We start from the raw sequence: 19715 nt of genomic DNA, 5'->3' as shown, positions 1-19715 counted from the left end.
GACGACCGAGGGCGGCCGGTGCGCAGTGCACCGGCCGCCCTCGTGTGTCACGGATACCGCGGGAGGATCACGCCTCCGACGCGACGATCTCCCGGCAGCGCTTCACGTCCTCGGCCATCTGCTCCAGCAGGGCCTCCAGCGACTCGAACTTGGCCTGGCCGCGCACGTAGGCGAGGAAGTCGACGGCGACGTGCAGGCCGTACAGGTCGAGCCCGACGCGGTCGATGGCGTACGCCTCCACCGTGCGCTCGGTGCCGTCGAACTGCGGGTTGGTGCCCACCGAGATGGCGGCCGGCATGATCTCGCCCTGCGCGTGCAGATAGCCCGCGTAGACGCCGTCGGCGGGGATCGCGGTGTGCGGGAGCGTCTCGACGTTGGCCGTCGGGAAGCCCAGTTCGCGGCCGCGCTGGGCGCCGCGGACGACCACGCCCTCCACGCGGTGCGGGCGGCCCAGGATCTCCCGGGCGCCGGCCACGTCGCCCTCGGTGACCAGGCGCCGGGTCAGCGTGGAGGAGAACGGCTGACCGCCGCCCGCCTCGCCGGAGACGTACAGGTCGACGACCTCGACCTCGAAGTCGTAGATCTTGCCCTGTTCGGCGAGGAACTCGACGTCACCGGCGGCCTTGTGGCCGAAGCGGAAGTTCGGGCCCTCGACGGCCGCCTTGGCGTGCAGCTTGTCGACCAGGACCTTGACCACGAAGTCGGCGGGCGACAGCTTCGAGAACTCGGTGGTGAAGGGGAGGACGAGGACCGCGTCGACGCCCAGGTCCGCCATCAGCTCGGCGCGGCGGTGGTGCGGGGCGAGCAGCGGCGGGTGGCTGCCGGGGCGGACGACCTCGCTGGGGTGCGGGTCGAAGGTGACGACGACGGCCGGGACGCCCAGCTCACGCGCGCGGTCGACCGCGTGCCTGATGATCAGCTGGTGGCCGCGGTGGACGCCGTCGTAGGAACCGATGGTGACGACGCTGCGCCCCCAGTCCTGGGGGATGTCCTCCAAGCCACGCCAGCGCTGCACTGTGACCGCTCCTCGAACCCGTGTCCGTGTCTACCGTTGACCTGTTGTGCAGGTCTAAGGGTGCCATGCCGGGTGCCTCGGGCCCGCATCGGCATGGAGGCTGTGACCGGGCGCACGTTCCCACCCGCGGGCCCCGCCGGTCAGGCCGGCACCCGTACCCCCGCCAGGTTCTCGATCATGCGGTGGGCGCTGGGGCCCACCACCGCGGCCCAGTCCTGCGGGGTCTCGCCCAGCCAGCGGGCCATCCGGGCGGCGAAGCCGGGCACGTGCCGGGCCAGGACGACCAGGCTCCAGTCGAAACGGGTGGCGCCGTCGGGCGTGCGGCCGAGGAGCAGGCCGGTGCGGTGGACCAGGGCGCGCAGCTCCGCGTCGCGGCCGTCGCCGTGGGGGGCCGCCGCGTGCAGGACGGCGTCCAGGACGTCCGGGTCACGCTCGTGGGCGAGCAGGATGTCCAGCAGTTCCTCGCGCAGGGCACGGGACGCCGGGGCGCCGGGGGTGGCGAGGACGCCGGCGAGGGCGGCCCTGAGGCGCTCGGAGCCGTTGTCGGCCAGGCCGGTGACCAGGGGCAGCAAGGTGGCGCGGGAGGTCGGGCCGGCGTCGAGGCGGCGGTCGACGTAGGCGGCCAGATGACCGGCGGCCTCGGGGCGCGGTGCCGCCGTCTCCTGGATCAGCGCGGCGATCCTGCCGGTGAGCGCCGGGTTGGTGACGCCGGCCAGGGCCCGCAGCGTCTCCCCGGTGTCCGGACCGCCGGCCAGGCGGGCCCCGAAGGCCTCCAGGACGGGTCCGGCGTGGGTGGTCAGGACGGGGATCAGGGCGTCGGGCGGGATCCGCGGGTCGCCGTCGGCGAAGTGGCGCAGGGCCTCGGCGAGATACCGGGCGCGGGTCTGCGGGTCGCGGACCAGGAGGGTGAGCGCGCCGCCGTGCAGGGGGCGGTCGACGGGGCGGGCGAGCAGGGCGAGAGCGGCGTAGCGCAGCAGCTCGCGGTCGGCGGGCGTGTGCGCGTGGGCGGCCACGCGCAGCCCGCAGGCCAGGGCCGCGGCCCGGCGGGCGGGGTGCTCGTGGTGCGCCCAGCGGTCGACGGCCCGGCAGACGGCGGAGGGCTCGTCCTCGGCGAGGACGGCGAGCAGTTCGTCGGCCCGGGGGTGCGGGCTGCGCACGAGCTGTTCGGTGAGTTCGTCCAGGGCGCCGTGGCGGTGGGTGTGCAGCAGCGCCTGCGCCGCGGTGGCGACGGTGGCGTGCGGGGTCGCGGGCAGTGGCCGCTCGTCGTCGAACCACGCGATCAGATGGGGCTGTACGGCGGTGGGGTCGGCGGCGAGCAGCCGGGCGGCGGCGTCGAGGTAGCGCTCGCCGGCGTGTTCCTCGCGGTCGCCGGGGCCGGGTGGGGCTCCGTCGGCCAGGACCAGGCGGCGCAGCAGCGCGCAGCGCTCCGCGTCCGGCAGGGGCAGCTCGGTCCAGAAGGCGGGGCCGAACTCGGCCGGTACGGGCCGCTGTTCGCGGCGGCGGCCGACGATGTGGTCGGCGAGGAGGCGCAGGACGTCCGTGTACGGCGTCGCGTCCGGGACCTGGAGCAGGGTGCGGCCCAGCAGCCGGGCGGCCCACCAGGAGGCGGGGTCCCGGTCCAGGGCGTCGGCCAGGTCGCGCAGGCGGGCGCCGAGTGCGCCGGGCCCCTGCTGGCGGCCGAGGAGGAGCAGGGACTGGACGACCGGGCCTGCCCGGTGGTGCGGGACGGGGAGTGGTTCGGTGCCGCCCGGCGGGTGGGGGCGGTGGATCAGGGCGTCCAGGGCCTCGTCGAGGTCGAGGTGGGTGCCCTGGATCCAGTCGGCCAGTTCCTCGTGTGCGAAGCGGTAGCCGGGGCCGGCGGGGACCAGGAGACCTTCGGTGAGGACGGCGGAGGCCCAGCCGGAGCCGCCGCCGAGCCGGGCCGGGGCGGGTCCCCAGGGGAACAGCTCCTCGAAGGACGAGCGGTCCAGGTGGCCCTGGCCGGGGCCGAGGCTGCGCCGCGCGGCCTCGTGCACCTGGCCGGCGACCCGGGCCGCGAGCCGCCGTACGGCGGTGCCCCGCAGCCCGTTCCCGGCGGCGAGGCGGACCGCGACGCGCAGGCACACGAGGTCGAGGTGGGCGGCGAAGACCTCGTGCCGGTCGACGGGCCGGGTGGGGGCCGCGTCGGGGAGTGCGGCGCGGACCTCGGAGAACAGGCGCAGGGTGAGCGGGTGGCGGGCGTCGCGGCCGGTGAGGGCGCCGTCGGGGACGCCGTGGCGGGCCCGGGCCAGGCGGGCCTCGTCCTCGTCGAGGCCGGTGAGCGGTACGCACGGCGGCAGGGCGGGCCCGCCGTGCCGCTGCCCGTGCAGCAGGTCGGCCGGGAACTCGGCGCCGGCCCGTTCCCAGTGCTCCTCCCGGCAGGCCACCACCAGGCGTGCCCCGCTCGCCCGCAGCCAGTCGGCCGTGCCCGAGGTCCACGCGGGCAGCCGGTGGGCGAGGGCGGACGGCATCTCCTCGGGGCCGTCGAGCAGGAGCAGCAGCGGGCGCCCCGCCTGCCGGGCGAGGCGGGCCACGCGGGTGGGGGTGAGGTCGCCCAGGCCGGTGTGGTGCGTGCCGCGGGAGGCGGCGACGATGCGGGCGGCGCGGCGCAGGGCGCGGCGGGCGGCGTCGGCCACCGAGTCGTCGGTGTCCTTCAGGTCGGCGCCGCGCAGCCACAGGGTGGGCTCGGGCGGCCCGGTCCGGGCGCGGCGGGACGCGAGGGCCGCGAGTTCCGTCGTACGGCCGCTGCCGGGGGCGCCGACGAGGCCGAGCACGTGGCGGTCGCCGGTGGTGAAGGCGGACAACTCCGCTGCCACGCCCGCCCGTTCGACCGGGCGTACCGGATGGGCGGGGCCGGTGGCGCCGGTGTGTCCCAGGTCGCTGAACGTGGGTCCGTCCTCGCCCACCGAGGTGGCTGTCAGTTCCAGGACGCCGGCCAGGTTGAGGTCGGCGCCGTAGGCGGGCACGGTGGTCGCGTTGCGGACGAGCAGCTCGGCCAGGGGGCCGTCGGCGGGCCGCAGCGGGACCGCGAAGCCGCAGTCGCGCCGGGCGGAGTGCAGGGCGGTGCCGAGGACGCCGAGCACCGTGCCGGTCTCCGCGTCCAGCACCGGTCCCCCGGCGGCCCCTCCGCCGAGCCGGAGCGCGTCCTGCCCGGCCGTGCCCACGGCCAGTTCCAGTGCGTCCTCGATGAGGTGGAAGCGGTCGGTCGCGGTGTACGTCACCTGGGTCGCGGCCAGTACCCGTGCCTCGCGCCAGCAGCCCGCGGCGATGCGGACGTAGGTGCCGGCCTCGACGCGTTCGCGGGTGGTCAGGGGCAGCGGCTCGACGTCCAGGCCCTCGGTGCGGATCAGGGCCAGGTCCTGCTCGGGCAGCGCCGTGACGGCGTCTGCGCCGACCACGCAGGTGCGGCCGGGGCCCGCGTGCAGCACCAGCCGGGCGAGGCCGTCGACGGCCTCGTGGCTGGTGAGGAGGGTGCCGTCGTGGTCGGCGAGGAAGCCGATGCCGCGCGGGCGGCCGGCCAGGTCGTGGATCCGGACGAGGACGTCGGTGCGAGCCCGCGCGACGGCGGGGCCGGCGCCTTCGGCTCGGTCCGGGAGCGGGCCCGCTCCCGCACCGCAGGCGTCGGCGCTCGTCACGACATCCGTCTCATGCGTACGGTCGCCCGGGGCGCGTGCCTGCGTACGGTCGGCCACCGCGCCGGGGGCGCCGGTGCGGTCCGCCTCACCGATCGGTCCCGCCATGGCCGTACCTCCCCGCGCCTGCCACGCCCCTGTCCACGTGTCCTCACCTTCGACGGTAGGCACGTGATGATCAGTGGGACAGGTCGCGCGGAGAAAGCGCCCCCTTCCGCTCCCCCGCTTCACTCCGAGCGCCTGCCCGGTCGGGTGAATAGGCGGGAGCGCCTGGACACAGGCTAGGGGTGGGGGAACCGAGGGGGGACCGTGGAGCGGCGGCGAGTGGCAGTACCCCGTGGCCGCCGCTCCACGGGCAGACGCCCGTGGAGCGGTTGCGTCCCGCCGGTGACGGGGTGACTGCGGGTCAGCCGAAGACGGCCAGGCTCTTCGCCTTGCCCTTGTGCTCCTCGACCAGCGCGAGGAGGCGGTTCTCGGGGCCGAACACGGCGACGGCACCGGTGCCCGCGTACTCCTCGGGCATCTCGAGGCGCACACCGTTGAGGAGCAGCCGGGAGCGCTTGGCGTCGACGTCCCAGCGCGGGAACGCGGCCGAGGCGGCCTCGGCGACGGGCATCACGGTCAGCTCCTGCTGGAGCTGTTCGAGCGTCTTCGCGGCGTCCAGCTTGTACGGCCCGACGCGGGTGCGGCGCAGCGCGGTCAGATGGCCGCCCACGCCGAGGTCGGCGCCGAGGTCCCGGGCGAGGGCGCGGATGTAGGTGCCGGAGGAGCAGACCACGGAGACCACCAGGTCGAGCACGGCGGTCCCGTCCTCGGCCACGGCGTCGCGGACGTCGTACACGGCGAAGGAGGAGACCCTCACCGGGCGGGCGGGGATCTCGAAGTCCTCGCCCTCGCGGGCCCGCTTGTAGGAGCGCACGCCGTCGATCTTGATGGCGCTGACCTTGGACGGCACCTGCATGATGTCGCCGGACAGCTTGGCGATGCCGGCGTCGATGGCGTCGCGGGTCACCTTGGAGGCGTCGGTGGAGGAGGTGATCTCCCCCTCGGCGTCGTCGGTGACGGTGTTCTGGCCCAGGCGGACGGTGCCCAGGTACTCCTTCTCCGTGAGGGCGAGGTGCCCGAGGAGCTTGGTGGCGCGCTCGACGCCGAGGACGAGAACGCCCGTCGCCATCGGGTCGAGGGTGCCGGCGTGGCCGACGCGGCGCGTGCGTGCGATACCGCGCATCTTGGCGACCACGTCGTGCGAAGTGAAGCCCGACGGCTTGTCGACGATGACGAGGCCGTCGGGCGTGGTGTGCTTCTGGGTCATTCCGCGGCGTCGCCGTCCGTGTCGGTCGTGTCGGCGACCTCGTCGTCGGCCGGCTTGCGGTACGGGTCGGCGCCACCGGCGTACGCGGCGCCCGCGGAGGCCTCGCGGACCTGGGCGTCGGACTGCCGCGCCTTGTCGAGGAGGTCCTCGATGGTCTTGGCGGTGTCCGGGAGCGCGTCCGCGACGAAGGTGAGGGTCGGGGTGAACTTCACGCCCGCGGCGCGGCCCACCTCGGAGCGCAGGATGCCCTTGGCGCTCTCCAGGCCGGCGGCCGCTTCCTTCCGCTCCTCGTCGTCCCCGTAGACCGTGTAGAAGACGGTCGCCTCCCGCAGGTCGCCCGTGACCCGGGTGTCCGTGATGGTGACGTGCGAGCCGAGCCGCGGGTCCTTGATCCCGCGCTGCAGCTTCTGGGCCACCACCTCCCGGATGAGGTCCGCCAGCCTTTTCGCCCGCGCGTTGTCGGCCACTGGTCCGTCTCCCGTTCTTTCTTCTTCTGCGTTCTCAGGTGTTCTGGGTCTAGTCGTCGTCGCCGTGGATGCGCCGTCGCACGGACAGCAGTTCCACCTCGGGGCGGCCGGCGACCAGCCGCTCGCACCGGTCGAGTACGTCGGTGAGGTGCGTCGCGTCGCCGGAGACCACGGCGAGGCCGATGATCGCCCGCCGGTGGAGGTCCACATGATCCACCTCCGCCGCGCTCACGGTGTACTTCCGCTGGAGTTCGGCGACGATCGGGCGGACGACGGAGCGCTTCTCCTTCAGCGAGTGGACGTCGCCGAGGAGCAGGTCGAAGGACAGAGTCCCCACGTACATGTGTCACCGGTTCACCCGCCGGTCCGGGATCGATGGCCCCGGGTCCGTATGGCCGGGGACATCAAGAACGGTACCCCGTTCCCGCCTGGGGCTCGACGGGGTTTTGCCGTTCCCGGGCCCACCGTGGCGGGCCCGGGAACGGCACGCTGGCCGACGGGACCGGAAGTCCCGTCGGCCAGCGTCAGCCACCGTGGGTGTTACACCCGCGGCTTCTCCCGCATCTCGTACGTCGCGATGACGTCGTCGACCTTGATGTCGTTGAAGTTGCCGAGGTTGATACCGCCCTCGAACCCTTCGCGGATCTCGGTGACGTCGTCCTTGAAGCGACGCAGACCGGAGATGGTGAGGTTCTCCGCGACCACCTTGCCGTCGCGGATGAGGCGCGCCTTGGTGTTGCGCTTGACCTCGCCCGAGCGGACCAGGACACCGGCGATGTTGCCCAGCTTGGACGACTTGAAGACCTCGCGGATCTCCGCCGTGCCCAGCTCGACCTCTTCGTACTCCGGCTTGAGCATGCCCTTGAGGGCCGCCTCGATCTCCTCGATCGCCTGGTAGATGACCGAGTAGTACCGGACGTCCACACCTTCGCGCTCGGCCATCTGCGCCGCGCGGCCGGCCGCGCGGACGTTGAAGCCGATCACGATGGCGTCGGAACCCATCGCCAGGTCGATGTCGGACTCCGTGACCGCACCGACGCCGCGGTGCAGGACGCGGATGTCGACCTCTTCGCCGACGTCCAGCTGGAGCAGCGAGGACTCGAGGGCCTCGACCGAACCGGACGCGTCACCCTTGATGATCAGGTTCAGCTGCTGGACCTCGCCGGCCTTCAGGACCTTGTCCAGGTCCTCCAGCGACACGCGGCGCGTGCGCTTGGCGAAGGCGGCGTTGCGCTCACGGGCGGCACGCTTCTCGGCGATCTGACGGGCCGTACGGTCCTCGTCCACCACCAGGAAGTTGTCACCCGCACCCGGGACGTTGGTCAGGCCCAGGACCTGGACCGGCGTCGACGGGCCGGCCTCGGCGACGTTGTTGCCGTTGTCGTCGAGCATGGCGCGCACGCGGCCGTAGGCGTCGCCCACGACCATCGTGTCGCCGACCCGCAGGGTGCCTCGCTGGACGAGGACCGTCGCCACGGCACCGCGGCCGCGGTCGAGACGGGACTCGATCGAGATGCCCTGCGCGTCCTGGTGCGGGTTGGCCCGCAGGTCGAGCGAGGCGTCGGCCGTGAGGACCACGGCCTCCAGCAGCGAGTCGATGTGCAGACCCTGCTTGGCGGAGATGTCGACGAACATCGTGTCGCCGCCGTACTCCTCGGCCACCAGGCCGTACTCGGTCAGCTGACCGCGCACCTTGGTCGGGTCGGCGCCCTCGACGTCGATCTTGTTGACCGCGACCACGATCGGCACGTCGGCCGCCTTGGCGTGGTTGAGCGCCTCGACCGTCTGCGGCATGACGCCGTCGTTGGCCGCGACGACCAGGATCGCGATGTCGGTCGACTTCGCACCACGGGCACGCATGGCGGTGAACGCCTCGTGACCCGGGGTGTCGATGAAGGTGATCTTGCGCTCTTCGTCGTTGACCTCGGTCGCGACCTGGTAGGCACCGATGTGCTGGGTGATGCCGCCGGCCTCGCCCGCGATGACGTTCGTCTTGCGGATGGCGTCGAGCAGTCGGGTCTTACCGTGGTCGACGTGACCCATGACGGTGACGACCGGCGGGCGGACCACCAGGTCCTCCTCGTCGCCCTCGTCCTCGCCGAACTCGATGTCGAAGGACTCGAGCAGCTCGCGGTCCTCCTCCTCGGGGCTGACGATCTGAACCGTGTAGTTCATCTCGCCCGCGAGGAGCTGCAGCGTCTCGTCGGAGACGGACTGCGTGGCCGTGACCATCTCGCCGAGGTTCATCATGACCGCGACGAGCGACGCCGGGTTGGCGTTGATCTTCTCCGCGAAGTCCGTGAGCGACGCGCCGCGGGAGAGACGGATGGTCTCGCCGTTGCCGCGCGGCAGCATCACGCCGCCGACGCTCGGGGCCTGCATGGCCTCGTACTCCTGGCGCCTCTGCCGCTTCGACTTGCGGCCACGACGCGCGGGACCACCGGGACGGCCGAAGGCGCCCTGCGTGCCACCGCGGCCACCGGGACCACCGGGACGGCCGCCGAAGCCGGGACGGCCACCGCCGCCACCGCCGGGACCACCCGGACGGCCGGCGAAGCCGCCGCCACCGCCACCGGGACCACCGGGACGACCGGCGAAGCCGCCACCGCCGCCACCGGGACGACCGGCGAAGCCGCCGCCACCGGGACGACCGCCGCCGCCACCGGGACGACCGGCACCGCCGGGACCGCGACCGCCGCCACCGGGGCCGGGACGCGGGCCGGCAGCGGGACGCTGCGGCATCATGCCGGGGTTCGGACGCGGACCGGCCGGGCCGGGACGCGGGCCGCCCTGCGGGCGGGGCATGCCGCCCGGCGACGGACGGGAACCGCCCGGAGCCTGCGGACGCGGACCGCCGCCCTGCTGGCCGGGGGCCTGCGGACGGGGACCGGCGCCGGGGGCACCGGGGCCACCCGGACGCGGACCGCCCTGCGGGCGCGGGGCCTGCGGACGGGCCATGCCGGTGGAGCCACCGGAGGTGAAGGGGTTGTTACCCGGACGCGGACCGGCCGGACGGGCACCCGGACGCGGGGCCTGGCCACCGGAACGCGCGCCGCCCTGACCCGGACGGGCCGCCTGGCCCTGACCCGGACCGGACGGACGGCCGCCGGGCTTGGGAGCACCCGGACGGGCGCCGGGACGCGGACCCTGCGCGGCCGGAGCCTGCGGGGCCTGGGCGGCCGGAGCCGGCGGAGCGGTGAACTCCGGCGCGGCCGGAGCCGGACGCGGCGCGGGCTTGGGACCCGGAACCGGACGCGGGCCCTGGGCCGGCGCGGGCGCCGAGGGAGCCGGCGGCGCGGCGGGCTGCTGGGCAGCCGGGGCCGGGGCCGTCGGGGGCTTGGGGGCCGCCGGCCTCGGAGCAGCCGGACGGGCCGCCTGCGCCGGGGCGGGCGCGGCGGGCTTGGGGGCAGCCTTGCGCGGGGCGGGCTTGCCGGCGGACTTGCCGGAGCCTCCCTGGAAGGCGTCAGTCAGCTTGCGTACAACGGGCGCTTCGATGGTCGAAGACGCCGAACGTACGAATTCACCGAGTTCTTGGAGCTTGGCCATGACGACCTTGCTCTCCACGCCGAACTCCTTGGCGAGTTCGTATACCCGGACCTTAGCCACTTCGCTCCTTTGAGGTCCGGGTGAAGCCGGACCGTCGCTACTTCATGGGCGTACTCATCGCGTACTCATCGAGTGCTCATCGCAATCTCGACCTGCTTTCGACTCGCGAGGTACCAGGCCGCACGGGGGCTTCCGCGCGACGCTTTCTTACCGTGTTGCCTGCTCAGCAACTGTCCGTCTGCTCGACGTACCGGCGCAACGCCTTTATGTCGAGCGGCCCCGGGACGCGAAGCGCCCTCGGGAACGCCCGGCGGCGCACCGCCTGGTCGAGACAGACCGGGTCGGGGTGAACGTACGCACCCCGGCCGGGCAGCGTACCGCGAGGATCGGGAACGCACTGTTCCTGATCCGCCACGGTCCGCAGCAGAACGTCTTTGGCCGCTCGCTGCCTGCACCCCACACAGGTGCGCTCAGGGCATGCGCGGGCTCGCGTCCGGCCAGACACTCCTAAGTCTACCTCCCCGGACCGACCTCACCCCTCCGGGGCAGAAGTCGAACACTTGCTTGCACCAGGCTGACGTGATCTCAGCGGCTCACGGCCGAGATCTATTCCCCGGCTATTCCCCGTCCCGGTCCCCGGCCTGCTCGGTGTCCGGGCGGATGTCGATCCGCCAGCCCGTGAGCCGGGCCGCGAGCCGGGCGTTCTGCCCTTCCTTGCCGATCGCCAGCGACAGCTGGTAGTCCGGCACGGTCACCCGGGCCGACCGGGAGGCCAGGTCCACGACCTCGACCTTGCTCACCCGAGCGGGTGACAGGGCGTTCGCCACCATCTCCGCCGGGTCGTCCGACCAGTCGACGATGTCGATCTTCTCGCCGTTCAGCTCACCCATCACGTTGCGCACCCGGCCGCCCATCGGGCCGATGCAGGCACCCTTGGCGTTCAGGCCCGAACGGGTGGACCGTACGGCGATCTTGGTCCGGTGACCGGCCTCACGGGCGATCGCGGAGATCTCCACCGAGCCGTCGGCGATCTCCGGCACCTCCAGGGCGAAGAGCTTCTTCACCAGGTTCGGGTGCGTGCGCGAGAGCGTCACCGAGGGACCCCGGACACCCTTGGCCACGCGGACCACGTACGACCGCAGCCGCATGCCGTGCGGGTACGTCTCGCCGGGCACCTGCTCCTGCACCGGCAGGATGGCCTCCAGCTTGCCGATGTCGACCAGCACGTTCTTCGGGTCGCGGCCCTGCTGGACCACACCGGTGACGATGTCGCCCTCACGGCCCGCGTACTCGCCGAGCGTGGCGTCGTCCTCGGCGTCGCGCAGCCGCTGCAGGATCACCTGCTTGGCGGTGGTCGCGGCGATCCGGCCGAAGCCGGACGGGGTGTCGTCGAACTCGCGGGCCTCCTGGCCCTCCTCGAGGTCCTCCGGGTCCTCCTTCGCCCACACGGTCACATGCCCGGTCTCCCGGTTGAGCTCCACGCGCGCGTGCCGGCGGCTTCCCTCGGTGCGGTGGTAGGCGATGAGGAGGGCCGACTCGATCGCCTCGACCAGCAGGGGGAAGGAGATCTCCTTCTCCCTGACCAAGCCCCGCAGGGCGCTCATGTCGATGTCCACGGCTACGCCTCCTCCTCTTCCTTCATGTCCTTCTTGTCCTTGCGGTTGAACTCGACCTGCACCCGCGCCTTGGCGATCTCCGGGAAGCCGAGCCTGCGGGTGGTGGCCTTGCGGCCCTTCACACCCGGGACCTCGACGTCGAGACCGTCCTCGTCGACCGTCAGGATCCGCGCGACCAGTTCGCCGCCCTCGGCGAGCTGGAACCTCACCAGCCGGTCGGTGGCGCGCACGAAGTGCCGGTGCTCGGTCAGGGCGCGCTCGGCGCCGGGGGTGCCGACCTCCAGGTCGTACGCGGCGTCGCCCATCGCGTTGGTCTCGTCGAGCTTCGCCGAGAGCGCGCGGCTCACATCGGCGATCGCGTCCAGGTCCGCTCCGGTGTCGGAGTCGACGACCACACGCAGCACCCGCTTGCGTCCCACGGAGTCCACGGCGATCTCTTCGAGATCCAGCCCTTGCGAGGTGACGAGCGGTTCGAGCAGCTCTCGCAGCCTCTCGCTCTGGGTGGTGCTCATCCGGGTGACTCCTCGGCCGCGTGTGCTGTTGTGGGATGGGGCGCGTGTCTGATCAAAGGGTATCCGGTCGAGGAGAGTGTTGCCGTCCACCTGTGTTCGCGCGGTGCCGGTGGGTGGTGTGCGCGGGGCGCGCGGGTACGGTGATCACGGGCGTGCCGCCCGCCGGCTGTTCTTCCTTCGCCGTTCCCTCCGTACGAGTGCCCCGAGGACGTCTGCAGTGCCGTACTCCCCACCGCCGCGCACCCTTTCGGGGCCGCGCAGAAGATCCCTGATCGCGTCGGCCGCCGGAGCCGCCCTGCTGGTGGGCTGCTCGGCCGCCGAGGACTCCGGGGACGAGGGCCCCTCGCGCGCCGCGCGGGCACGCGCGCGTGCGGCCCGGGACAGCGCGTCCCTGCTGGAGCACTACGACGCCGTGGCCGCCGCCCACCCGGCCCTGGCGGACCGGCTGCGGCCGCTGCGCGCCGCGGTGGCGGCCCACGCAGAGGCGTTCGGCGGCGCCGGCGCCACCAGGTCCCCCTCCCCCGCGGCCGCCGGCGCCTCCGTCTCCGCCACGGCGAGCCCGCCGGCCGTGCCCGCCGCCCCCAAGGACGCCCTCGCCTCCCTCGCCGCCGCCGAGCGCGATCTCGCCGACCGGCGCGCGCGGGCCCTGCTGGACGTGCCGGGCGAACTGGCCCGGCTCATGGCGTCCGTGGCCGCCGCCGGTGCGGCGCACGCGTACCTGCTGACGGAGGCGGCCAAGTGAGCGACGAACAGCGCAGGACGGACCGCGCGACCACCTCGCGGAGATCGTCCGGGGACACCGGCCGAACGGCCGAACTGACCGCACTGCAGTCGGCGCTCGCGGCCGAGCACGCGGCCGTGTACGGGTACGGCGTCGTCGGCGGCCGGATCGGCGAGCGCCGGCGGGCCGAGGCGCGCGCGGCGTACGACGCCCACCGCGCGCGGCGCGACGCGCTGGTGCGCGAGGTGCGTGACCTGGGCGGCGCACCGGTCGCCGCGAGCGCCGCGTACGCGCTGCCGTTCCAGGTGCCGGACGCGGCCACGGCGGTACGGCTGGCCGCCCGCCTGGAGGAGCGGGTGGCAGGTGTGTACTCCGACCTGGTGCGGGCGGCGACCGGTGAGCGGCGCGGCACGGCCGCCGGGGCGCTGCGCGAGGCCGCGGTGCGGGCGGTGCGCTGGAGCGGGGAGAGCGTAGCCTTCCCTGGGCTCGCCGAACGGACCACCGACGGCACCGGCACCGGCACCGGCGACACCGGCGCGGCCGGGGCGGGCGGGTCGGCGTCCCCGTCGCCGTGACGGCACGGTGACCGCGTCCGCGGCGCGGTGACCACGAGGGCCGGCCCCGGAACCGGGAAGGGCCGGGGAGGAACGTGCGGCGCCGGGCGGCAGGAACGGGCCGGACCGGGTCGGAGGGGCCAGGACTGACCGGGCCGGGTCCGGGCAGGGCCAGGGAGGACCGGGCCGGACGGGGCCGGGCTCGGAAAGGCCGGCCGGGTCCGAACAGGTCCCGTACGGGACCGGGGACGACCGGGCCAGGTCCGAACAGGACGGGAAGGGCTGAGCCAGGTCCGGAAGGGACCAGGAAGGGCCGAGCCACGCGGACGAGGCCGGGAAGGACGGGCCAGGATGGGCCCGGGGAGGGCCGGGCCGGGCTCGCATCCGGCCGGGTCCGGACAGAGCCGGGTCCGGACAGGGCCGGGTCCGGACAGGGCCGGGTCCGGACAGGGCCGGGTCCGGACAGGGCTACGAAGGGCCGGTCCGGGTCCCGGACGGAAAGGGACCGGGACAGGGCCGGGCCAAGTCCCGTAAGGGCCGGGGCCGGGAAGGGTCAGGGAGACCGGAGAGAAGGGAACGGACTCGCGCATGGTTTTCGAACCGCCGCAGCGACTGGTGCGGGCGCTCGGTGAGACGGCGCCGGCCGGCGACGACTGGCTGGCCCGGCTCCCCGGGACCGCCGAGCAAGCGGTCGCCCGGCGCGAGTTGACCGCGGAGCGGGTCCAGGTGCCGGGCGGGCGCAGCAGCCTCGTGGTGCTGGTCCGGCGCGCCGACGGCACCCCCGCGGTACTGAAGCTGGCCCCCGCCCGGGCGCGCCCCGAGAGCGAGCGGGCCGCACTGGCGCACTGGGCCGGCCTGGGCGCCGTACAGCTGCTGGAGTCGGACGACGAGGACACCGCCGACGGGACGCTGCTCCTGGAGCGGCTGCACCCGGACGTGTCGGTACGGTCGCTGCCGGAGGCGAAGGCCCTGCTGGAGGCGGCCGGGACACTGCGCCGGCTGTGGGTCGAACCGCCGGGCCACCACACCTTCGAGACCGTGGCGGAGCGCACCGGGCGGCAGGCCGAGGCCATGCGGGCCGGCGCCCTGTCCGAACCCGAGGCGGCGCCCCTGGTGGAGGCGGCGCTCACGGCCCGCGCGGACCTGCTGGCCGCGCCGCCCGACCACCGGCTGCTGCACGGGACGTTCCGGCAGAGCAAGGTGCTCGCCGGGGACCGGATGCCGTGGCTCGCGGTGGGCCCGGACCCGGTGGTCGGCGAGGTCGCGTTCGACCTGGCGCGCCTGGTGCGCGACCGGGTGGAGGACCTGATCGCCGTGCAGTCCGGCCCCTCGACCACGCGGCGGCGCATCAAGCGGCTCGCGGAGTCCCTGGAGGTCGACCAGGACCGGCTGCGCGGCTGGACGCTGTTCCGGGCCGTGGAGTCCGGCGTACGGGCCTTCCGGGTGGGACGGCCCAAGGACGGCGAGCTGCTGCTGGAGTTCGCCGGCTGGCTGTAGACGGCGGACAGAAAACGGGACACGGCCCCGCGCCCTTGTGGGCGGCGGGGCCGTGTCCGCGCCGGGCCGTCGGTACGACTGCCGGATGATCGGGCCGCCGGAGACGGCCGCGAGGCGATCAGGCCGTCAGACGGGCGATCGCGTCCTCGACGGAGAGCTCCTCGCGCTCACCCGTCTTGCGGTCCTTCAGCTCCAGGACGCCCTCGCCGGAGCGGCGGCCGGCCACCAGGATCTGGGGCACGCCGATCAGCTCCGCGTCGGTGAACTTCACGCCCGGGGAGACCCCGGCCCGGTCGTCCACCAGGACACGGACGCCCGCGGCGGCCAGCTTGTCGGCGACGTCGAGCGCCAGCTCGGTCTGCAGGGCCTTGCCGGCGGCGACCACGTGCACGTCGGCCGGGGCGACCTCCTTGGACCACACCAGACCCTTGTCGTCGGCGGTCTGCTCGGCGAGCGCGGCGACGGCACGCGAGACACCGATGCCGTAGGAGCCCATGGTGACGCGGACCGGCTTGCCGTTCTGGCCGAGGACGTCGAGCTTGAGGGCGTCGGCGTACTTGCGGCCGAGCTGGAAGATGTGACCGATCTCGATGGCGCGGTCCAGCTTCAGGCCGGTGCCGCACTTCGGGCAGGGGTCGCCCTCCTGGACCACCACGACGTCCACGTACGCGTCGACCTCGAAGTCACGGCCGGCGACGACGTTCTTCGCGTGGGTCTGGTCCTTGTTGGCGCCGGTGATCCAGGACGTGCCGGGAGCCACGCGCGGGTCGGCGATGTACGTGACCTTCTCGCCGAGGCCCTGCGGGCCCACGTAGCCGCGCACCAGGTCGGGGCGGCCCGCGAAGTCCGCCTCGGTGACCATCTCGACGGTGGCCGGGGCGAAGTGCGCCTCGACCTTGCCCAGGTCGACCTCGCGGTCACCGGGCACGCCGACGGCCACGATCTCGCCGTCCACCTTGACCAGCAGGTTCTTCAGGGTGGCGGAGGCGGGGACACCGAGCGAGGCCGCCAGGGTCTCGATGGTCGGGGTGTCCGGGGTGGGGATCTCCTCCAGCGCGGGCACGGCCGAGCCGTCCACCGCCTTGAGCTCGTACACGACGGCCTCGGTGTTCGCCGCGAAGTCGCAGTTCGGGCAGTCCGCGAAGGTGTCCTCGCCGGCCTCGGCCGGGGCCAGGAACTCCTCGGACTTGGAGCCGCCCATCGCGCCGGCGGTGGCGGCGACGATGCGGTAGTCGAGGCCGAGGCGCTCGAAGACGCGCCGGTAGGCCTCGCGGTGCAGCGCGTAGGACCTGCCCAGGCCCTCGTCGTCCAGGTCGAAGGAGTACGAGTCCTTCATGAGGAACTCACGGCCGCGCAGGATGCCGGCGCGGGGCCGGGCCTCGTCGCGGAACTTGGTCTGGATCTGGTACAGGATCACCGGCAGGTCCTTGTAGGACGTGCACTGGTCCTTGACCAGCAGGGTGAAGATCTCCTCGTGGGTGGGGCCGAGGAGGTAGTCGCCGCCCTTGCGGTCCTGGAGCCGGAACAGCTCCTGGCCGTACTCGTCCCAGCGGCCGGTGGCCTCGTAGGGCTCGCGCGGCAGCAGGGCGGGCAGCGAGACCTCCTGGGCGCCGATGGCGTCCATCTCCTCGCGGACGATCCGCTCCACGTTGGCGAGGACCTTCTTGCCCAGGGGCAGCCAGCTCCAGATGCCGGCGGCGGTGCGGCGGACGTAGCCGGCGCGGACGAGGAGCTTGTGGCTGAGGACCTCGGCGTCCGCCGGGTCGTCGCGCAGCGTCTTCGCCATCAACTGGGACATGCGCTGGACCGGTGCGTTGGCCATGGCTCTCTTACTCCTGACGGGAAAGGGTGATGGCAAGGAGGTTAGCCGGGCCGCCTGTGCCGGTGGAAATCGGTTAACGGCGCCGCAGCGGCAGCGGGGCGCCCATCACGGCGTAGGGCTTGGGCGCGCTCGGGAAGTGGACCGGACGGGCGAGGTCGACGTAGCCGAGGGAGTGGTACAGGCCCCGCGCCGGGCTGTCCATGTCGATCGCGGAGAGGATCGAGCGCGGCTCGGCGGCCCCGTCGGTGATCGCGGTGATCAGCCGGCGGCCGACGCCCAGGTTCTGGTGGTCGGGGTGGACGTGCAGCTCCGTGATGACGAAGGAGTCGTCCAGCCAGAGGTCGTTGTCCCGGGCGCGCAGGTAGGGCTCCACGACGGTGGACCACCAGTGAGTGCGGGAGTTGGGCATCCCGTAGACGAAGCCGACCAGGCGGCCCCGGCTGGTGGCGCCGAGCGCGCGCGCCCCGCGGTACTGCATGTGCCGCTGGACGATCTGGCGGCGTACGGCGACCTCCTCGGGGCCCAGCCCGAAGGCGACGGCCTGCACCGCCAGGGCCTCGTCGACGTGGGCGGTGAGGTCCAGGGGGCCGATCACGACGTCCATGCGGGGAGCGTACAGGGCGGTCACCGATCGGCGGCCGGCACCGGCGTCCGCACCCGCCGGGTACGGCTCGCGCGCCCTGGGCGGGGCCCGGGCTAGAACAGCACGCTCATGAACGCGCCGGTCTCCCGGAAGCCCACGCGCTGGTACGTCCGCCGGGCCGCCGTGTTGAAGTCGTTGACGTAGAGGCTGACCACCGGGGCCACGTCGGCGAGGGCGTACCGCAGGACGGCGGCCATACCGGGCGCCGCCAGGCCGCGGCCCCGGTACTCCGGCGCCACCCACACGCCCTGGATCTGGCAGGCGTGGCGCGTCGCCGCGCCGATCTCCGCCTTGAAGACCACCTTGCCGTTCTCGTCGAGGCGGGCGAAGGAGCGGCCGGAACCGACGAGTTCGGCCACCCGGGCCTGGTAGAGCAGCCCGCCGTCCCCGGCCAGCGGGGAGACGCCCACCTCCTCGGTGAACATCGCCACGCAGGCCGGCATGATCGTCTCCATCTCGTCCTTGCGGATGCGACGGACGTAGGGGTCAGCGACGATGTCGGCGGGCATCCGGTCGGTGACCATCAGCGGCTGGTGGGCGCGGACCTCGCGGGCGGGGCCCCACTGCGGTTCGAGCAGGCGCCACAGCTGGGCGGTGGGTCCGGCGGGCCCGACGATGGAGGAGCAGCGCCGCCCGGCCCTCCTGGCCCGGTCCGCGAACGCGCGCACGGCCCGCGGGGTGGCGCAGATCGGTACGAGGTTGGCGCCCGCGTAGCACAGGGACGTGAGCATGCCGTCCTCGTACCAGCCCCACATCTCGCCGCCGAGCCGCCACGGGTCCAGGCCCGCGACCTGGACCCGGGAGGTCACGAAGGCGTTCGCGACCGGCTCGCGGTCGAGGACGGCGAGCGCGGCGTCAAGGTCGCTCGGTTCGAGCACCCGTGAGGTGGTCTGGGTCAACACGTGCGGGGCCTCACCCTGGGGTTCTGCTGATCTCCGCACTATAGCCGCGCCGTCTGGGCGCTGCGCCCCGGAGTCAGGGTGCTTGCCGGTCGCCGGGCGGCCGCGCGCCGGCTGTGGCCGGCCGCGCGGTTCCCGGCGGCCCCGCGGGGCGCTCAGCCGGCCACCGAGACGGACGGCTCGCCGGAGGTGACGCCGTCGGCCTCCATCTGCTCGGCGAGCTTCATGGCCTCCTCGATGAGGGTCTCCACGATCTTGGACTCGGGGACGGTCTTGATGACCTCGCCCTTGACGAAGATCTGGCCCTTGCCGTTGCCGGAGGCGACGCCGAGGTCGGCCTCGCGGGCCTCGCCGGGTCCGTTGACGACGCAGCCCATGACGGCGACGCGCAGCGGGACCTCCATGCCGGTGAGGCCGGCGGTGACCTCCTCGGCGAGCTTGTACACGTCGACCTGGGCGCGGCCGCAGGACGGGCAGGAGACGATCTCCAGACCGCGCTGCTTGAGGTTCAGCGACTCCAGGATCTGCAGGCCGACCTTGACCTCTTCGGCCGGCGGGGCCGAGAGGGAGACGCGGATGGTGTCGCCGATGCCCTGGGAGAGCAGGGCGCCGAAGGCGACGGCCGACTTGATGGTGCCCTGGAAGGCCGGGCCGGCCTCGGTCACGCCGAGGTGCAGCGGGTAGTCGCAGGCCTCGGCGAGCTGGCGGTAGGCCTCGATCATGACGACCGGGTCGTTGTGCTTGACGGAGATCTTGATGTCCCGGAAGTCGTGCTCCTCGAAGAGGGACGCCTCCCACAGGGCCGACTCCACGAGCGCCTCGGGGGTGGCCTTGCCGTACTTCTGGAGCAGCCGGCGGTCCAGGGAGCCGGCGTTGACCCCGATGCGGATCGGGGTGCCGTGCTCCTTGGCGGCCTTGGCGATCTCCTTGACCTTGTCGTCGAACTGCTTGATGTTGCCGGGGTTGACGCGGACGGCGGCGCAGCCGGCCTCGATGGCCGCGAAGACGTACTTGGGCTGGAAGTGGATGTCCGCGATGACCGGGATCTGCGACTTGCGGGCGATGGTGGCGAGGGCGTCGGCGTCGTCCTGGGTGGGGCAGGCGACACGGACGATCTGGCAGCCGGAGGCGGTCAGCTCGGCGATCTGCTGGAGGGTGGCACCGATGTCGGACGTACGGGTCGTCGTCATCGACTGCACCGAGACGGGCGCGTCCCCGCCGACCGCGACGGACCCGACCTGGATCTGCCGGCTCTTCCGGCGCTCGGCGAGCTTGGTCGGAACGGACGGCATGCCGAGAGAAATCGCAGTCATCTGCTGTGCAACCCCAAGTCGTGGATCAAGGTCCGGTCCCGTGAACGGCGGGCTCCAGACTTCGAGATTACGGCACGGCCCCGTAGGGCAGCACATCCCACCCGGTAAACCCACTCTATGGGAGGCGGCCCGAAATCCCAGCCTTCCG

Annotated in this window: 16 protein-coding genes; 3 read left to right on the top strand and 13 right to left on the bottom strand. The window is 73.6% G+C overall.

Features of this window, described 5'->3' with window-relative positions:
* Window positions 1–67: 67 nt before the first annotated feature.
* The 9 genes from B446_RS26840 to rimP all read right to left on the bottom strand — a co-directional run bounded on the left by B446_RS26840 (window position 68) and on the right by rimP (window position 12118).
* On the bottom strand, window positions 68–1015 hold the full coding sequence (locus tag B446_RS26840; protein ID WP_020942568.1) for a bifunctional riboflavin kinase/FAD synthetase: 948 nt from the start codon (window positions 1013–1015) through the stop codon (window positions 68–70).
* Between the two features lie 140 nt (window positions 1016–1155).
* Window positions 1156–4773, bottom strand: coding sequence for a trypsin-like peptidase domain-containing protein (locus B446_RS26835; protein ID WP_020942567.1), 3618 nt, complete (start codon window positions 4771–4773; stop codon window positions 1156–1158).
* A 298-nt stretch (window positions 4774–5071) separates the two neighbouring features.
* Window positions 5072–5977, bottom strand: a complete 906-nt coding sequence (gene truB, locus B446_RS26830; RefSeq protein ID WP_020942566.1) for a tRNA pseudouridine(55) synthase TruB — start codon at window positions 5975–5977, stop codon at window positions 5072–5074.
* On the bottom strand, window positions 5974–6444 hold the full coding sequence (rbfA, locus tag B446_RS26825; protein ID WP_020942565.1) for a 30S ribosome-binding factor RbfA: 471 nt from the start codon (window positions 6442–6444) through the stop codon (window positions 5974–5976). Before rbfA ends, truB begins: the two co-directional genes overlap by 4 nt.
* A gap of 49 nt (window positions 6445–6493) precedes the next feature.
* Window positions 6494–6787 carry a DUF503 domain-containing protein gene (locus B446_RS26820; RefSeq protein WP_020942564.1) on the bottom strand — a complete coding sequence of 98 codons (294 nt, stop codon included), beginning with the start codon at window positions 6785–6787 and terminating at the stop codon, window positions 6494–6496.
* Window positions 6788–6984: 197 nt separating this feature from the next.
* Complete coding sequence (infB, locus tag B446_RS37425) at window positions 6985–10050, bottom strand: translation initiation factor IF-2 (RefSeq protein ID WP_078614809.1); 3066 nt, start codon at window positions 10048–10050, stop codon at window positions 6985–6987.
* A 163-nt stretch (window positions 10051–10213) separates the two neighbouring features.
* Complete coding sequence (locus B446_RS37420) at window positions 10214–10495, bottom strand: YlxR family protein (RefSeq protein ID WP_020942562.1); 282 nt, start codon at window positions 10493–10495, stop codon at window positions 10214–10216.
* A gap of 112 nt (window positions 10496–10607) precedes the next feature.
* Window positions 10608–11606, bottom strand: a complete 999-nt coding sequence (gene nusA / locus B446_RS26805; protein WP_020942561.1) for a transcription termination factor NusA — start codon at window positions 11604–11606, stop codon at window positions 10608–10610.
* Between the two features lie 2 nt (window positions 11607–11608).
* Window positions 11609–12118, bottom strand: coding sequence for a ribosome maturation factor RimP (rimP, locus tag B446_RS26800; protein ID WP_020942560.1), 510 nt, complete (start codon window positions 12116–12118; stop codon window positions 11609–11611).
* Window positions 12119–12335: 217 nt separating this feature from the next.
* On the opposite strand from rimP, the gene B446_RS26795 reads away from it, so the two are divergent.
* The 3 genes from B446_RS26795 to B446_RS26785 all read left to right on the top strand — a co-directional run bounded on the left by B446_RS26795 (window position 12336) and on the right by B446_RS26785 (window position 14890).
* Window positions 12336–12860, top strand: a complete 525-nt coding sequence (locus B446_RS26795; RefSeq protein WP_020942559.1) for a hypothetical protein — start codon at window positions 12336–12338, stop codon at window positions 12858–12860.
* A gap of 74 nt (window positions 12861–12934) precedes the next feature.
* Complete coding sequence (locus B446_RS26790) at window positions 12935–13414, top strand: ferritin-like domain-containing protein (RefSeq protein WP_043479169.1); 480 nt, start codon at window positions 12935–12937, stop codon at window positions 13412–13414.
* A gap of 567 nt (window positions 13415–13981) precedes the next feature.
* Complete coding sequence (locus tag B446_RS26785) at window positions 13982–14890, top strand: aminoglycoside phosphotransferase family protein (RefSeq protein WP_020942557.1); 909 nt, start codon at window positions 13982–13984, stop codon at window positions 14888–14890.
* Between the two features lie 118 nt (window positions 14891–15008).
* On the opposite strand, the gene B446_RS26780 is transcribed toward B446_RS26785, so the two are convergent.
* The 4 genes from B446_RS26780 to ispG form a co-directional block, all read right to left on the bottom strand.
* Window positions 15009–16712, bottom strand: coding sequence for a proline--tRNA ligase (locus B446_RS26780; RefSeq protein ID WP_020942556.1), 1704 nt, complete (start codon window positions 16710–16712; stop codon window positions 15009–15011).
* Between the two features lie 73 nt (window positions 16713–16785).
* Window positions 16786–17316: a GNAT family N-acetyltransferase gene (locus B446_RS26775; protein WP_043479167.1), complete on the bottom strand. Its 531-nt coding sequence runs from the start codon at window positions 17314–17316 to the stop codon at window positions 16786–16788.
* Between the two features lie 92 nt (window positions 17317–17408).
* A complete protein-coding gene (locus tag B446_RS26770; RefSeq protein WP_020942554.1) occupies window positions 17409–18257 on the bottom strand; it encodes a GNAT family N-acetyltransferase in 849 nt (282 codons plus the stop codon).
* Between the two features lie 152 nt (window positions 18258–18409).
* Window positions 18410–19567 (bottom strand): flavodoxin-dependent (E)-4-hydroxy-3-methylbut-2-enyl-diphosphate synthase, encoded by a 1158-nt coding sequence (ispG, locus tag B446_RS26765; RefSeq protein ID WP_020942553.1) that lies wholly within the window; start codon window positions 19565–19567, stop codon window positions 18410–18412.
* Window positions 19568–19715: the final 148 nt, after the last annotated feature.

The organism is Streptomyces collinus Tu 365, from assembly GCF_000444875.1.
Lineage (GTDB): Bacteria > Actinomycetota > Actinomycetes > Streptomycetales > Streptomycetaceae > Streptomyces > Streptomyces collinus_A.
The sequence above is the reverse complement of the archived record's forward strand: the minus strand, read 5'-3'. Positions and strand labels throughout refer to the sequence as shown.

Bases quoted from the DNA above. Each gene is read 5' to 3' on its own strand.
- B446_RS26775 (WP_043479167.1), bottom strand. From the start codon at position 17,316: ATGGACGTCGTGATCGGCCCCCTGGACCTCACCGCCCACGTCGACGAG.
- rimP (WP_020942560.1), bottom strand. From the start codon at position 12,118: ATGAGCACCACCCAGAGCGAGAGGCTGCGAGAGCTGCTCGAACCGCTC.
- ispG (WP_020942553.1), bottom strand. From the start codon at position 19,567: ATGACTGCGATTTCTCTCGGCATGCCGTCCGTTCCGACCAAGCTCGCC.
- truB (WP_020942566.1), bottom strand. From the start codon at position 5,977: ATGACCCAGAAGCACACCACGCCCGACGGCCTCGTCATCGTCGACAAG.
- B446_RS26820 (WP_020942564.1), bottom strand. From the start codon at position 6,787: ATGTACGTGGGGACTCTGTCCTTCGACCTGCTCCTCGGCGACGTCCAC.
- B446_RS26835 (WP_020942567.1), bottom strand. From the start codon at position 4,773: ATGGCGGGACCGATCGGTGAGGCGGACCGCACCGGCGCCCCCGGCGCG.
- B446_RS26780 (WP_020942556.1), bottom strand. From the start codon at position 16,712: ATGGCCAACGCACCGGTCCAGCGCATGTCCCAGTTGATGGCGAAGACG.
- B446_RS26785 (WP_020942557.1), top strand. From the start codon at position 13,982: ATGGTTTTCGAACCGCCGCAGCGACTGGTGCGGGCGCTCGGTGAGACG.